This is a genomic window from Chitinophaga varians, from assembly GCF_012641275.1.
Lineage (GTDB): Bacteria > Bacteroidota > Bacteroidia > Chitinophagales > Chitinophagaceae > Chitinophaga > Chitinophaga varians_A.
Genome location: NZ_JABAIA010000004.1, coordinates 587,667 through 602,617, shown reverse-complemented (window position 1 = coordinate 602,617; position 14,951 = coordinate 587,667). Strand labels below are relative to the sequence as shown.

Annotated in this window: 12 protein-coding genes; 2 read left to right on the top strand and 10 right to left on the bottom strand. The window is 54.1% G+C overall.

Annotated elements, in window-relative coordinates; genetic code table 11:
• Nucleotides 1–19: 19 nt before the first annotated feature.
• Genes HGH92_RS31810 through HGH92_RS31790 form a run of 5 tightly spaced genes read right to left on the bottom strand, consistent with a single transcriptional unit; the run spans nucleotide 20 to nucleotide 8,956 of the window.
• Nucleotides 20–751, bottom strand: coding sequence for a glucosamine-6-phosphate deaminase (locus HGH92_RS31810; protein WP_168874882.1), 732 nt, complete (start codon nucleotides 749–751; stop codon nucleotides 20–22).
• A gap of 56 nt (nucleotides 752–807) precedes the next feature.
• Nucleotides 808–2,268: a Gfo/Idh/MocA family oxidoreductase gene (locus HGH92_RS31805; protein WP_168874881.1), complete on the bottom strand. Its 1,461-nt coding sequence runs from the start codon at nucleotides 2,266–2,268 to the stop codon at nucleotides 808–810.
• Between the two features lie 7 nt (nucleotides 2,269–2,275).
• Nucleotides 2,276–4,333: an alpha/beta hydrolase family protein gene (locus HGH92_RS31800; protein WP_168874880.1), complete on the bottom strand. Its 2,058-nt coding sequence runs from the start codon at nucleotides 4,331–4,333 to the stop codon at nucleotides 2,276–2,278.
• A gap of 24 nt (nucleotides 4,334–4,357) precedes the next feature.
• Nucleotides 4,358–5,908 carry a SusD/RagB family nutrient-binding outer membrane lipoprotein gene (locus tag HGH92_RS31795; protein ID WP_168874879.1) on the bottom strand — a complete coding sequence of 517 codons (1,551 nt, stop codon included), beginning with the start codon at nucleotides 5,906–5,908 and terminating at the stop codon, nucleotides 4,358–4,360.
• A gap of 18 nt (nucleotides 5,909–5,926) precedes the next feature.
• Nucleotides 5,927–8,956, bottom strand: coding sequence for a SusC/RagA family TonB-linked outer membrane protein (locus HGH92_RS31790; RefSeq protein ID WP_211092806.1), 3,030 nt, complete (start codon nucleotides 8,954–8,956; stop codon nucleotides 5,927–5,929).
• A 213-nt stretch (nucleotides 8,957–9,169) separates the two neighbouring features.
• On the opposite strand from HGH92_RS31790, the gene HGH92_RS31785 reads away from it, so the two are divergent.
• Nucleotides 9,170–10,189: a LacI family DNA-binding transcriptional regulator gene (locus tag HGH92_RS31785; protein WP_168874877.1), complete on the top strand. Its 1,020-nt coding sequence runs from the start codon at nucleotides 9,170–9,172 to the stop codon at nucleotides 10,187–10,189.
• 90 nt (nucleotides 10,190–10,279) lie between these two features.
• Here HGH92_RS31785 and HGH92_RS31780 read toward each other — a convergent pair whose 3' ends face one another.
• On the bottom strand, nucleotides 10,280–10,633 hold the full coding sequence (locus HGH92_RS31780; protein ID WP_211092805.1) for an iron chaperone: 354 nt from the start codon (nucleotides 10,631–10,633) through the stop codon (nucleotides 10,280–10,282).
• A gap of 120 nt (nucleotides 10,634–10,753) precedes the next feature.
• Here HGH92_RS31780 and HGH92_RS31775 point away from each other — a divergent pair, with 120 nt between their 5' ends.
• Nucleotides 10,754–11,470, top strand: a complete 717-nt coding sequence (locus tag HGH92_RS31775) for an SDR family oxidoreductase (RefSeq protein WP_168874876.1) — start codon at nucleotides 10,754–10,756, stop codon at nucleotides 11,468–11,470.
• Between the two features lies 1 nt (nucleotide 11,471).
• Here HGH92_RS31775 and HGH92_RS31770 read toward each other — a convergent pair whose 3' ends face one another.
• From HGH92_RS31770 to HGH92_RS31755, 4 genes are all read right to left on the bottom strand, one after another.
• Entirely contained in the window at nucleotides 11,472–12,404 is a 933-nt protein-coding gene (locus tag HGH92_RS31770; protein WP_168874875.1) for an NADP-dependent oxidoreductase, read from the bottom strand.
• Nucleotides 12,405–12,548: 144 nt separating this feature from the next.
• Nucleotides 12,549–13,883, bottom strand: coding sequence for an MBL fold metallo-hydrolase (locus HGH92_RS31765; protein ID WP_168874874.1), 1,335 nt, complete (start codon nucleotides 13,881–13,883; stop codon nucleotides 12,549–12,551).
• Nucleotides 13,884–13,895: 12 nt separating this feature from the next.
• Nucleotides 13,896–14,318: a DUF6691 family protein gene (locus HGH92_RS31760; protein ID WP_168874873.1), complete on the bottom strand. Its 423-nt coding sequence runs from the start codon at nucleotides 14,316–14,318 to the stop codon at nucleotides 13,896–13,898.
• 13 nt (nucleotides 14,319–14,331) lie between these two features.
• Nucleotides 14,332–14,901: a YeeE/YedE family protein gene (locus HGH92_RS31755; RefSeq protein ID WP_211092804.1), complete on the bottom strand. Its 570-nt coding sequence runs from the start codon at nucleotides 14,899–14,901 to the stop codon at nucleotides 14,332–14,334.
• Between the last annotated feature and the right edge of the window lie 50 nt (nucleotides 14,902–14,951).

Below are 14,951 nucleotides of genomic sequence, written 5' to 3'. Positions count from 1 at the left end.
TGTAGCCACCACATCTGCCTTATGCCAGTAATGCCGCCGCAGCAGTATCGAGATAAAAAGTACAATGCGGATGTTGTTGTAATATGCTGGCCGGAAACAGGTTGCTGACCGGCTGTTCCAGGCTGTTTTTTACGGCAGTGGCCTTTCTTTCGCCCGGCACGGAACAGATAATATGTTTAGACAACATGATCTGATGTACCGACATGCTGATGGCTTGTGCGGGCACATCCGCCGCTGTTTCAAACCAGCCTTCGTTGGCCTGTTGCTGCCGGCATGCCTGGTCCAGGTCCACCACCAGGTAAGGCGCCTTCGTGGTAAAGTCTGCCGGAGGATCGTTGAAAGCAAGGTGGCCATTCTCCCCTACGCCTACCAGCGCCACATCAATGGGATGTGCCTGTATCAGGGCAGACAAGCGGGCTATCTCTGCGTTAGGGTCTGTTTCCCCGTCAATCAGGTAAGCCGCTTTCAGTGGCCCTACCTTCTGCAAAAAGCGTTCTTTGAGGTATTTGCGGAAACTGGCCGGATGGGTTACCGGCAACCCGATATATTCATCGAGGTGGAACATCACCACCTTGCTCCAGTCAATATCAGTGGCTATCAGCTCCTGGAGGGTTTCAAACTGGCTGGTGCCGGTAGCCAGGATAATATTAGCCTGTCCTTTTTCACGGATAGCCTGGTTGATCAGCGCAGCCGCATCCTGACCGGCTGTTGTTCCTAATTCCTGCGGGTTGTTGGATCGGATGATTTTCATGTATATACTTTTTTTAGTCGTGACAAATGGATGTCTGTAAAGAGACAGCAAGCCTTTTATTGTTTGTTTTCGGGAGATGCCTGCCTTTTGTTGACCACACCGGTGGTGCCGCCCTGTGCCAGGGAGATGTCCACCGGCTGGTTGTTTTTCCATGACCCGCCTGTAAAGTCAGGCACATCAATGGAATTGGAGCGATGTCCGACGGACCATTCACTGAGCGGCCATATGGCGCTCCAGGTAGCGGCATCGTATACGTCCATGTCCATGGGGAGGCCGTTACGCAGGCAATCGATCAGGCGCCAGTCCATCATGAAGTCCATACCGCCATGGCCGCCCACCTGTTTGGCCATGTCCCCTACTTTCCGCACGATGGCCGGCATATATTGCTCTTCCAGTTTTTTAAAATCAGCATCGCTGAGCCATCCTTCGTGGCTGGTGGCGATGCGGGCGGGCAACGGGTATTTCTGCGCGGTGGCTTTGGTGCCGCTGACCAGGTGGATACGGGAATAAGGCCGCGGAGAGGTAACATCGTGTTGCACCATAATGGTTTTGCCTTTGCGGGTGCGGATCGTAGATACGTTCATGTTACCCCTGAAATGCGCATTGGCGAATTGTTTATAGAAATCGTCTTTTTCCGCCAGTGATACCGCATAGGGGTGCATCATAAAATCATTGGACGAAACAGATACGAGGTATTCCATACTATCGCCGCGATTGATGTTCAGCACCTGGCATACCGGTCCCAGTCCATGTGTGGGATACAGGTTACCGTTATGTTTGGCGTTTTCGCGGAGGCGCCAGTTGTTATACCGTTTGGTTTTATCAAACATGCTTTCGAAGATATCGTGGATATAGGCGCCTTCGCAGTGGATGATTTCTCCGAAGAAGCCCTGGCGAGCCATGTTGAGCGTAAGCAGCTCAAAGAAATCGTAACAGCAGTTTTCCAGCATCACACAGTGTTTGCGGGTACGTTCCGATGTTTCCACCAGCCGCCAGCATTCTTCCAGCGAAGTGGCGGCGGGTATTTCCGTGGCCACGTGTTTGCCCTGTTCCATGGCGTATACCGCAATGGGCGTATGCAGTTCCCACGGCGTGGCGATGTATATGAGGTCGATATCATTGCGTTCGCACATCTTTTTCCAGGCATCGGCAGATCCCGTGTATTCGTGGGGGTGATAGCCGCTGTTGGCGATTCTTTTTTTTGTTTCTGCTATTTTTTCCGGGCGGATATCGCAGAGGGCTTTCACTTCAATATTCTGGAGCCAGGTGATACGTTCCACCGCGGCCGAGCCTCTGTTGCCAAGGCCTACGTAGCCGATGCGGACCGTATCGATTTTTGGGGCGGCGTAGCCGCTCATATTAAAGCGTTGCTTACGGGCTTGTTGCGCCAGTTGCAGCAGGTTGTCCGGCATACCGGCGGCATGGGCTGTTCCGATGCCCGGCAGCACGGCGCTGCCGGTGAGGCCGATACCGGCGAGGCTGGCCAGTTTGAGAAAATCCCTGCGGTTATTTTTCATATGCATATTATTTTTCGATGTTAAAATTGGCGGCTGCTGTGCGGACGATCAGTTGTCCGCGCTGGCGGCAGCGTTTCCGCATTTCCTGGAACTCATCGCGGTAAAATTTGAGCGGCAGCCCGTTGACCGGGTTACCGGACATGTCTACCGGCGCTATCAGTTCTATTTCGCGGCCGGTGAGCGCGGCGGCCAGGGATACGTCTCCCCAGGGCAGGAAGCCTGGCAGGTGAATGCTCATGTTGAAGTAATCGACGCCCTGCCTGCCAGCAAACTGATAACTGATCGGGCTGTTATGCAGCACCACTTTGCTGGCACCAGGTTCCAGCGCAGCGAGGAAAAGGCCGGCCATGGCTGTTTCCCGGTAACCTTCCAGTGTAATGCGTTTTACGCCGTAATGGCTGCGGAGAAAGCCGGTCAACAGCCGCAGGTCGCTGACCCATTTGCCTTGCAGCGTATGTCCCAGCCAAAGCGCGCTGCGTGCCAGCGTATGAAAGCGGGGCAGGCTACCGTCAATCTTATTGGCTGTTTCGGAGCTTTGTTCACCGGTGCCCCACAGGTCTGCCAGCACTACGCCGTAGCCGTGCGCCAGCAGCTCATCGATACGGTCTGAAGGAATGCTGTCTTTTCCACCGCTGTGCGTGAGTATCACGTAGCCGTTTTCTCTTTTGCGCGGCTTACGGTGCAGCAACGGCAGCAGTTCACCGTCCGTTGTTTCCAGTGCCAGCCGGTCCCACCCCTGTTCCGGAGAAAACGGATGTATTGTCTTCAGTTGCAGTTGCTGCTCCTTCAATACGGCTTTCAGCGCGGCCCTTTTTTCTTTTACGTCCAGGCGGTCATGGCCCAGCATATTGGCGCGCCATTCGCTGCCAGCCTGACGGCACCAGGCGGCGGTGCTCATCACGTTACTGTCACGCTGCAACGAAGGGAAGGTAAGCAGCTGCGCAGCGGGTAATAAAACCGTGGCAGGCAAGGGTACGGGCCCGCCATTGCCGGTACCTTTCAGGTGCTGATCAAACCAGCCCAGCATGGTGCTGCGTATTTCCGGCCAGTAGCCGTGGGTGGTATCAAAGAGCTGGTATTGCAGCCTGTCGCCGGCTTTCAGCAGCTGAAACAATGGTATGGCCGCTTTATAGCTACGCAGCATCTCCGAAGGATAAAAGGATTTGCTGGCGTCTTTTTCCGCATTGCATACTTTCAGGGCCCGTGGCGCTGCCATGGCGAGGATACCGGCTTCTTCGGTAAAGGTCAGCCCCGAGGGCAGCAGCTCACATACACAGTTACTGTTAAGGATATACGCTTCAAAGGTGCCTACGCTGACGACCGGCACCGCCGCTTTAATTCGTTCATCCATGGCCGTTAGCCACATGGTTTGATTCCCCCCGCCGCTGGCACCGGTGGCGCCTATACGTTTTTTGTCAGCTTGCGGCAGGCTGCACAGCAGGTCTACTCCCCGCATGTTATCGGTCAACTGCATGCCCATCAGGGTAGCACCGGCATTCATCAGCGAAGCGCCGAGGCTGGCGCCGTGGTATTCTGCCACGCCGGGCGTGGTGGTCCTCTCTCCTGCGCCCCATGCGTCTATGTTCAGGCAGATATAGCCGTGGCCGGCCAGTTCATGGGCGGTGGCCTGTACCATATCGCCGGTACGGGCGCCGGGCCAGTGGCCGTGCATGTTGATCACGGCCGGAAAAGGCCCCGGTCCGTCCGGCATATACAGATTGGCGGTAGCGTATACACCGGGCCGGGTTTGAAATGAGATATTACGGATGCTGTACCCCTGTTGTTGTATGCGCCCTGTCTCCTTTACATCGAGCGGCAGCACATGGTCTTCCTGCATTCCTGTTTCACGGACAATTTTTTCGCGCAGCTGCTGCCGCCAGGTGGTCCACTCTTCAGTTGTCCGCGGCAGTGTGGTATGCCGCTGGAAAGCAGCGGCAGCCGCCAGCTTCAGCTGCCTGCCGGCAATATCTTCCCGCTCAGCGGGAAGCACTTTGGGCAACGGCTGCCCTATGGCCGGAAAAAACGAAGTCACTACCATGAAAAACTGCACTATCGTATTCAACATCCAATAATTTTACTATAAGATAAACTATTCCACGTCCCACCACAAGCGCGTGGCGGCATTGTCAGGCCCACCCAGCAGCTGCACGCCCTTTTTCAGTTCAGCCGCATTGGTAGTGGCCTCTGCGGAAGGGTAAGGCAACCGTTTGATGAAAGTCCCGGCAGGCAGGTCAGCATTCTCTGACTGTAATACCGGGTACATTTTAGGATAACCGCTGCGGCGGAATTCCGCCCAGCCTTCCAGGCCGTCGGGATAGACAGCGATCCACTTCTGGGTGCCTATCTGCTGGCGTTGCACGCCGGCGCTGGCGCCGAACTTCACCGGTATGTCAGCAACGGCAGGTGAATTGGCTACATCTCCCGGCGCCACCGGTACGGCGGCAGATTGCGTATAGGCGTTAATGACAGCGCCGTCGGTAACGCCCCACTGCTGCAGGCTGGTCTCGATTCCTTTTTCATACAACGCCTGTGCGGTACCGCCCATGTTCCAGCCGTTCATGGCGCCTTCCGCCCGCAAGAAATAGGCTTCTGCGGCGTACAGAATGGTCTGCGAAGCCTCCAGCGCCGGCAGCCATGAGCTGCCGTTCCAGGTGACCCAATAGGTGCCCGCGTTGGATGTTTGTGCCGCCTGGTTCAGCGGATTGTTTAGCGCTACGGCCGGTGAACCGTTGCGCACTCCTCTGAATGTGCCGCCTGCTATAGAAGGCTGGTACATTTTGCCCAAACGGGGATCGTTATACCCTTTGAGATAAGACAGCATGGTGGAGCTCATACTGAACTCATTATAGGATGCTATCCTTGCCAGGCCGTTGCCATCGCTGCCGTTGAGGGAACGTTTCAGTTTAGCCGTGTGCGTGATGTCCGTCATCACCCCCGCGGCCACTGCTGCTTCCGCCTCCTGTTTGGCACGGTCGGGCAACACGCCGGAAATTCGCAGCGCCAGCCTTAGGCGTAAGGTATTGGCGAAACGTATCCACTGCTGAACATCGCCACTATAAAAAAGATCATAGGTGCCGAACACATTAGCGGCGCCGGCCTGTTGCAGGTTCTTTACGGCATGGTCCAGCCGCTTGAAAAAATCGTCATAAATCTTGTCCTGCGCATCATAGGCAATCACGTCCTGTGCTTTGCCGGCATCGAAATACGGTACCGGGCCGAAGTAATCCGTCATATGATGAAAAGCGTACACCCACATAATTTCTGCCAGGGCATATTCACCGGAAGACTTGTCTGTCTTCTCAAAAATGGTAAACAACTGTGGTACGGTCTGTACATAAGTGACAATGCCCGGCCGTGGCAGCCACGCATCGTTGATCTGGTAACGGTCGGTCTGAAAGCTGGTGGTATTCAGCGCAAAGTATTGTGCGTACAGATCGGCGTACAGGTTCTGCGTTGTCTGGTAATAGCCCTGGTTGATGGCCGCAGAAGACTGGGCTTTGGAAAACATAAATGGTATTTCCCGCAGGCCGGCATCGGTGATAGCGCCGGGATTGGTGTTCAGGTCATCAAAATTTTTCGTGCAGCCGTTCAGTACAGCAGCCATTACCAGCGGAAGTATATATCGGAATTGTTTTTTCATGGCAGTTGGTTTTAGCGGCTAAAAAGACAGGTTTACATTCAGGCCAAAACTGCGGACAGCGGGCAGCAGACCGGCCTCTATGCCCTGGAAGTTGCTGGCGCCATTGGCCATTTCCGGATCAACAGGCAGTTTTCGTTTACCGATGCCCGGTATGTCCAGCAACGATTTTCCCCTGTACAGGTAGAAGAGGTTGCGGCCGGTGAGCGATACTTTCGCAGCCTTTAGCACCTTGTTGTTCAGCTTAAAATCATAGGCGACCGACAGTTCCCGCAAACGGAAGTTGGTGGCGCTGTAGGTAAAGAACTCGCCGTAAGCGTTGCGGCCACCTTGCGACACCGTCGTCCAGAGGTCTTCTGCTTTAATGGCGATATTGTTCTGTGAGCCGTCAGGCAGGACGCCCGGCAGTATCAGCCCGCCATCGCGGAAACGGGTGGTATAGTCTGCCACGCCGTAAGCAGCCAGGATAGCGTCTGTGCCGGAAACCAGCACGCCTCCCACCCTGCCGTCTATCAGGAAAGACAGGGAGAGGTTTTTATACTGTAACTGGTTATTCCAGCCCAGGGTGAAGTCAGGATTGAAATTGCCCAGTTTCTGGTTGGCCGTCACCACCGGCAAGCCGTTGGCATTCACCATACGCTGACCGGTTTTCGGGTCGCGGCTCCAGGTATAACCGTAGATATCGCCATAAGAACCGCCCGGCGAAATCAGCAGGCTGCCGAAGACAATAGAGGGCGACAGGTTGGCCTGGTCTATGCCCGGCGCCAACGACAATACTTTGTTTTTGTTGGTCGCATAGTTCAGCGTGGTATTCCAGCTGAAATTACTTTTACGTACAGGCGTCGCCGTTACCATCACTTCTATGCCTCTGTTTTCGATATTACCGGCATTGATGTACTGATTGGTAAATCCGCTGGCCTGCGGCAGGCCGATATAAATCAGCTGGTTGATGGTATTGTTCTTATAGACTGTTGCGTCCACACCGAGGCGGCCGTCAAAGAAACGCGCTTCCAGGCCTGCTTCGTAGGACTTGGTTTGTTCAGGTTTCAGGTCCCTGATGGATTTGGTGACGTTTCTGGACACAAAGCCGTTGCCCGCGCCCATGGCGTAGTCATATGTCTGCAGCAGCAGGTACGGATCGGCGTCGTTGCCCACCTGCGTATAGGATGCACGTACCTTTCCGAAAGATACCCAGGAAGGCATTTTGATCATATCAGACAGCACTGCGGACAGTCCCACGGAAGGGTAAAAGTAGCTGTAAGGGCTGGGCAGCGTGGACGACCAGTCATTACGCGCGCTGACGTCGAGGTAGAGGTACTGTTTAAAATCCAGCTGGGCATTGCCATAAACAGATTGTATCTCTTTTCTGATGGTAGTATTGGAGAAAGCCGGCGCCGAAGCAAAATTCAGGTTGAACTGATTGGGAATGCTCAGGCCATTGGCCAGCGATTGTGTATTGTAGCCCCGGCTGGTAAGCACGCTGCCGCCCACGTTGTAGCTGAGATGAAAACTGTTGGAGATGGTATTGTTGCCGGACAACAGGAGGTCCATGTTACGTTCCCAGTGGTTCACATATCCTTCGAGATAACGGCCGCCCGGTTGCACGGGAAAGGCCACCGTGCCATCATAATAGGAAGCGGTGATCTTGTCGTCATAACGGTCAAGGCTATATCTTCCCTGTACGCTGAGCCAGTTGCGCAGCTGGTACTTTACAAGTCCCATCAGCATGATACGGTTGCGCGATTCATTAAGGCTGTTGCGATATACGTCCCAGTAAGGGTTCTGGAAGGCAGAGGAGTTGGTCCAGTACACAGGGTATGGTTTGCCGGTAGCATCGAAGCCTTCGTAGCGTTTCAGCGAATCGGGGCTGAGGTCGCGCGGCATGATGTAGGCTTCATTGGCCACGCCCTGGTCGCCCACACGTGGCTTATTTTTGATGTCCTGGCTGACGTAGGTCAGCTTCACGTCTGTCGTGAGGCGGGGCAGCACTTCCGCATTCACGCGGAGGTTAAGCGTATTACGTTGCAGCGTGTTTTTAGGATAGATACCGCTGATGGCGTTATTGGCGTAGGAAGCATATCCCCGTATTTTGTCCGTGCCTCCGGAAACATCCACGGCATTATTGACAGCCGTGCCGGTGTTAAAGAACCCGCGTACATTGTTCGCGTAGGTCTGTGCCGGAGCGCCCCAGCTGCCGCCGGAGCGGGCGCCGTACTGGCCGCCGTTGCCACGACCGTAGGTGTTCTGGAATTTCATGAGCAGGTTGGGTTGGTCAACAGACACGCCTCCGTTATAATGCATGGCCAGTTTGCCGCTTTTTCCGCTTTTAGTGGTGATGATAAGGGCCCCGTTGGCAGCGCGGCTGCCATAAAGCGCAGCAGCTGCCGGGCCTTTGAGCACGTTGATCGACTCCACGTCCTGCGGGTTGATGCTTGCTGCGCCGTCGCTGCCGGAATAACCGCTGGCAGGACTTTTCACCTGGGTAGACACCGCATTGGCAGACCCTTTGCCACCGGTTTCGGTGCTCATCGTATTATCGATAGGCACGCCGTCTACTACGATCAGCGCATTGTTATTGCCGCTGATGGAGCGGTTACCGCGAAGCACCACTCTCACCGCGCCGCCGGGACCGGAGGCGGCCGGTGTCACCACCGCGCCGGCCACTTTGCCATTGAGCGTGTTCATGATATTGGCGCCCGGGTCTTTGACAGCATTGATGCTCTCAGTGCCCAGTTGCTGCGTGGCATATCCCAGCGAGCGTGTTTTCCGTTCGATGCCCAGGGCCGTTACCACCACCTCGCTGAGGCTGGAGGAACTTTCGCTGAGCGCCACATCGATAGCCGCTTTGCCGTTTACCGGTATCTCCTGGCGGGCGTACCCCACAAAAGAAAATATCAATGTGGCATTGGCAGGCACAGAAAGCGAATAGGTGCCTGTAGCGCTGGTGGTGACGCCCTGGGTAGTGCCCTTCACCGTGATGGTAACACCGGGAAGCGGTGTTTTGGACACAGCGTCCCTGACAGTGCCCTTAACAGGAGAAGTTTGCGCCATCAGCCGGCATGGCAGTATAAGAAGAAAATACAAGCATAGGTACAGTAACAGTCGGTGGTAATTACAGCTCTTCATACGCGCGAATTTTAATGAGTGATTCCTGGTTGGTTTCATGGCTGAAACAGGGTCTAAAATACACCGCATTAAAACGTTTTGACGGAAATTCACCGGTAACGTTACCGAAAACACCGGTGATTTCTTATATTCGGGCATATGCGCCGACACTATGCTACGATAAAAGATATTGCCCGGGCGTTGAACATCTCCGTATCAACCGTTTCCAGGGCCTTGCGGGACACTTATGATGTGAATGCAGAGACCCGGCAGCTGGTACTGGACAAGGCGGCAGAACTGCATTACCGGCCTAATTTCAATGCCACCGGCCTGGTAAAAAACAGTTCCCATAACCTGGCGGTGCTGTTGCCAGGCATTACCAACTACTACTTCTCCACGGTATTTACCGGTATACAGGAAGTGGCCTATCGCCACGGTTATAACCTCATCCTGCATGTCACCAACGACGATGCGGAACGCGAGCTGAATATTATCCGCAGCCTGTCTTTCAGCAGCCTCGACGGTATGCTGGTGTCTGTATCATCGCAGGCCGACGCCTGCAGCCATTTCCAGGAAATCATCGACGACGGCGTGCCCGTCGTGTTCTTTGATCGTGTAGCCGAACATGTTAGTACCAGTAAGGTGATGCAGGACGATTACAATGGCGCCTTTGAAGCAACGGAGCACCTGATCGCCAAAGGGTACCGCCGCATTGCACATATTGCCGGCCCGCAGGGACTTACCTTCACCGGCAACCGGCAACGGGGCTACCTGGACGCGTTGCGCAAACATAAACTGCCGGTACAGGATTCCTGGATCATCCACTCCGGCTTCTCGCAGGACAGCGGGTACCAGGACTTCCAGCAGCTATGGCAGCTACGCTCAAAGCCGGACGCTATTTTTGCGGTCAACGACCGGAAGGCCGTCGGCGCCATGCTGGCCATGAAAGAAAAGAATATCCTTCCGGGGAAAGAAGTGGGTGTCATCGGCTTCACCAATGACCCCGTATCGGCCATCATCTCCCCTTCTCTCAGCACTATCGCAGAACCGGCCTTTGAGATTGGCAGGGTAAGTTGCCAGTTGCTGCTGAACCACATCCGGAAAAAAAATTTCATTGCGGAAGAAGTGGTGTTACCGGGGAAGCTGATTGAACGGGAATCGACGCAACGCGTTCGTTAAAAGGCAGGAAGCCTTTTTATCTCATCTAACGTTTACGCAAAAACGAAAAGCGTAAAACACAGTCATCGGCCGAAGGCCTGATAAAAAATATTACTCCGCCAGGTCTTTTATCCGGTACTTTATGATCTTGTTGATCAGCGATACCGGCAGCGGCTCGTCCAACGGAAACTGAATAGCGCCTTTGGAGGTCTTATAGCCGGTAAGATCGTCCTGGAAAACGTTGATAGCAGTGCCTCCGGGATAAAAGCCCACATGGCTTTTATAAGCGGCGAACCATACCAGCACCTTATTGAGCTTAAATGCCGGGATATTGTAGCTGATCACCTCTGTAGCTTTAGGTACTGCTTTGCGGATGATCTCACGGATTTCACGCGCCTTTTGCAGGCTTGTTTCCGGCACAGTGGCCAGGTATTCATCGGTGGTTTTGAATTTTGTAGCCATCATACATAATTTATGTCACTACAAACATACAAAGACCGGTGCAACCTAAGGCGGTGTCAACACGACAATTACAAGGGGAGATACCGTCATAAATGACTATTTTGGGAAACCTATTTCAATACGATGACAAACAGTCAACAGCCTAAAATCAGCCTCGTTACCGGTGCCAGCAGTGGCATTGGCCAGGCAATAGCCCGCGCCCTGGCGGCAGAGGGCCATATTGTAGTGATAACCGCCCGCCGGCAGGAGCGATTAACGGCGATGGACGCCGGCAACGTAGTGGTGATGGCCGGAGACCTCACTGACAGTGCTTTCCAGGAACAGGTAGTGCATACTGTTTTTGATACTTACGGCCGGTGTGATCATCTCTTTAACTGTGCCGGCAGTATTGAAACCGGCCCTATTGAAAGCATCGACATCGATAAGATGTCTGCTATGATCAGGCTGAACGTAGAAGCCACTTTCCGGCTGACTTATCTTGTGCTGAAACGCTTCAAAGCGCAGGGCTTCGGACATGTGATCAACCTGTCGAGCGTGATGGGCACGAAAGTGCGGCCTACGGCCGGCGCCTATGCTGCCACCAAATTCGCCATGGAAGCGCTGTCGGAAGCCCTGCGGCTGGAGCTGGCAGGCACGCCGCTCAAGATATCGTGCATAGAGCCGGGGCTGGTGATGACAGAACTGCACAAAGACTGGGCCGTGCATCCCAAAGAAAGCATGGGCATTCATGAGCCGCTTACGGTAGACGATATCGTGGGCACCGTGAAATTTATTTTGCAACAGCCTGAGCATGTGCGTATCCCGAAACTGATGATCCTGCCGGGCCACCATCAGATCTGAGTTACAGCGCCACCACCACTTTACCGCGGGTGCTGTTGCTTTCAATCTGCTGATGTGCTTTTGCCATATCTTCAAAATTAAATACTGCGGACACATGGGATTTAAGCCTTCCGCATTCCAATAGATCGGCCAGCCGGCGCATATCTTTTCCGCTGGAAGCGACCGTAATGAAATACCCTTTTTTGCCCTGTGCAGTGGCTTTTTCCTCCACCGTTTCCCGCAGACCGCTGGGCAGGCTGATGATAGTGCCTTGCGGCCGCAGCACTTTCAGCGACCGGTCAATATATTCGCCGCCCATAGCGTCCAGTACGAGGTCCAGATCATGATAGTGGTCTTCAAATGCGCCGGACTTGTAGTCGAAGTGTTCATCTGCGCCGAGGCCCAGTACAAAATCGCGGTTGGCCGCAGAGGCAGTGCCAATCACATACGCGCCGGCTTCTTTAGCCAGTTGTACCGCATAATGGCCAACACCGCCGGCTGCGGCGTGTATCAGTACTTTATCGCTGGGATTGATCTGCGTGCTGTTAAGTGCCTGCAGGGCTGTCAGCGCAGCCAGTGTGGCCGCAGCAGCCTCCTCATGGGAGATGCCGGCAGGCTTATGCGCCAGCTGATCTGCGGGCGCGGCCACATATTCCGCATAGGCTTTACCATGACCGGGGAAGTTGACCATTCCAAATACTTCATCTCCTTCCTTGAATAATGAAGAACGGGAAGCCGTGACGATGCCGGAGATATCCCAGCCCAGGATAATGGGGCCTTCTGCCACCAGTTTACTGAACTGACCTTTCCCCGCGCGGGTTTTCACATCTACCGGGTTGATGCTGATGGCCTTTACCGCTACCAGTACTTCTCCTTCTTTTATCTCCGGTACCGGTAATGTTGTGTGTATCAGCTTATCGATACCACCGGCCTCTTTTACTATGATCGCTTTCATGGTGTTAAAATTGATTGATTACAAAAGTAAGCCTCCGTTGGTTTGCTTTCCTTGTATAATTCTGATATAAATCTGTAAAAGTAGCGGACGCCCAAAAAAAGCGGCCCGGAGAACCGGGCCGCTGATGGATTTATATTCGTTCACTTAAAACGTTTTGATGTCCTCTCCGAGGTCATAGACGGGCACCTGCCCATCCAGGGCGTCAGCCACGATGCTGCTGCCCGCAGCGCTGCGGTAACCGCCGGCGCAATGTACTACGACAGGCTTGCCGACAGGTATTTCGTTTATCCGTTCCCGTAACTGGTCCAGCGGAATGGCGATGGACCCCGGCAGCAAGGCGCCTGCCTGCACTTCGTTATCCATCCTTACATCCACGATGGTGAAATTTTCCGGATGTGCGCGCAGCTGGTCCAGCGGTACCGGCTTCATTGTTTCGTTGCCGCCGGTATAAACTATAGCCCCGCGTATCATGCTTTCATAGCCGATGCTGGCGGCCCTGCGAACAGCTTCCTGCAACTGCCGCGCATCTGCCGCCAGCAGGTAAAATGGTTCGCCCGGCACCACCACGCTGCCCAGCCACGTTTCAAACTTGCCGTTCAGCTGGAGGTTGATCGCGTGCGGCAGATGGCTTTGTTTGAAAGCCGCAGCCGGACGGGTATCTACGAGCAACACGCCTTTTTGCAATGCTTCAATGGAAGCCGGCATGGGTACTTTCTCCAATGATGGCACGAGGGCTGGCGCCCCTTTCCGGTTGATGTCCACATCATACGGGAAATATTTCGGGATATAGGGCTGCTGTGACAACAGCTCCGCCACAAAAGCATCTTCCGTATAATCCTGCAGGCTCCAGTTGGTCAGTTTCTCTGCACCGATGGTACTGCGGTTGGCAGCGCTCAGCGACTTCCCGCACAACGTACCGGCGCCATGGGCAGGATACACGTGGGTATCGTCCGGCAGTGTCATCAGTTTCTCCCGCAGGGAATGGTACATCTGCCGGGCCAGGTCGGCACGGGTGGCGGTCAGGTTGCCCGCTTTCTCACGCAGGTCCGGACGGCCGCAGTCACCGATGAACAATGTATCGCCGGTAAACACGGCTTTTACAGCCCCTTCTTCCTCCAGCACAATGCTGATACTGTCCGGCGAATGACCGGGCGTATTCAGCGCCCTGAAAGTCAGCTCGCCTGTTTGCAAAATGTTCCCTTCATCAAAAGCGGTATGCGGATAAGCAGCACCCACCAGGGCCGAGCAATAGATAGTGGCGCCGGTGGTCTGGTGCAATTCCAGGTGGCTGCTGACAAAATCCGCATGCGGATGTGTTTCTATCACCCCGGTGATTTTTGCGTTCTTCGACGCTGCATATTCCACATAGGGGGTTATGTCACGGGCAGGGTCTATCAGTATTACTTCTCCTGCCTGTTCACTGTACACAGCATAAGCATAGTGTGACAGCCCCTTATCTTCGAATTGTCTGATCTCCATAACTAAATATTTTTAATGAGGTAATTGATCACGAAAACGGCCATACACCCATGTGCCGGCGATGGCACTCAGTAAAGTAACAGCGACTACGGTAGCGCCTACACCGATCTGGGCGAACAGCGGGCCAGGACACGCGCCAGTTATGGCCCATCCCAGACCAAACAACAATCCGCCATAGATCTGACCCTTGTTGAACTTCTTCGGATGAAACACGACCGTTTCCCCGTCCAGTGTTTTGATATTGAATTTTTTGATTAACCATACGGACAACATGCCCACCATCACGGCAGAGCCAATGACGCCGTACATGTGAAAAGACTGCAGCCGGAACATCTCCTGTATGCGGAACCAGCTGATGACTTCCGCCTTTACAAAAATGATCCCGAACAACGTACCGATCACCAAATATTTTAATTGACTAAACCATGTATTCATAAAAAAGTCAGCATTACAATGAAAGAATAAAAGGCAGTATCAGATTAGCCATCACAAAACCGCCGATCATAAAACAGATAGTCGCCACCAGCGATGGCCACTGCAAAGTAGAGAGGCCCATGATAGCGTGACCGCTGGTACAGCCGCCGGCATAACGGGTGCCGAAGCCCACCAGGAAACCGCCACCGACCATCATCACCAGGCCACGGACAGACAACAGCGCGGGCCAGTTGAACAGTTGGCCGGGCACCAGCGAATGAAAGTCCGTAATACCATATGGCGCGAGGTCTGTCACGAGTTGAGGGTTCACCGCCACCGGCGCCGGATTAGCCAGCACCGCGCCCGCGATGATGCCACCTAACAGGATACCCCCTACGAAAAAGAGGTTCCATGCCTCCTTCTTCCAGTCGTAATGAAAGAAAGGCACTTTAGCCGGCACACAGGCAGCACAGATATGCCGCAGGGATGAACTGATACCAAAAGATTTGTTGCCCACCAGCAGCAGTACCGGCACCGTCAAACCGATCAACGGGCCTGCTATGTACCAGGGCCAGGGCTGTTGTAAAAATTCAAGGATTGTCATCTAGTATGTGTTTATTTTACAAAGTTGTAGCAATACTGTCACGATTACGG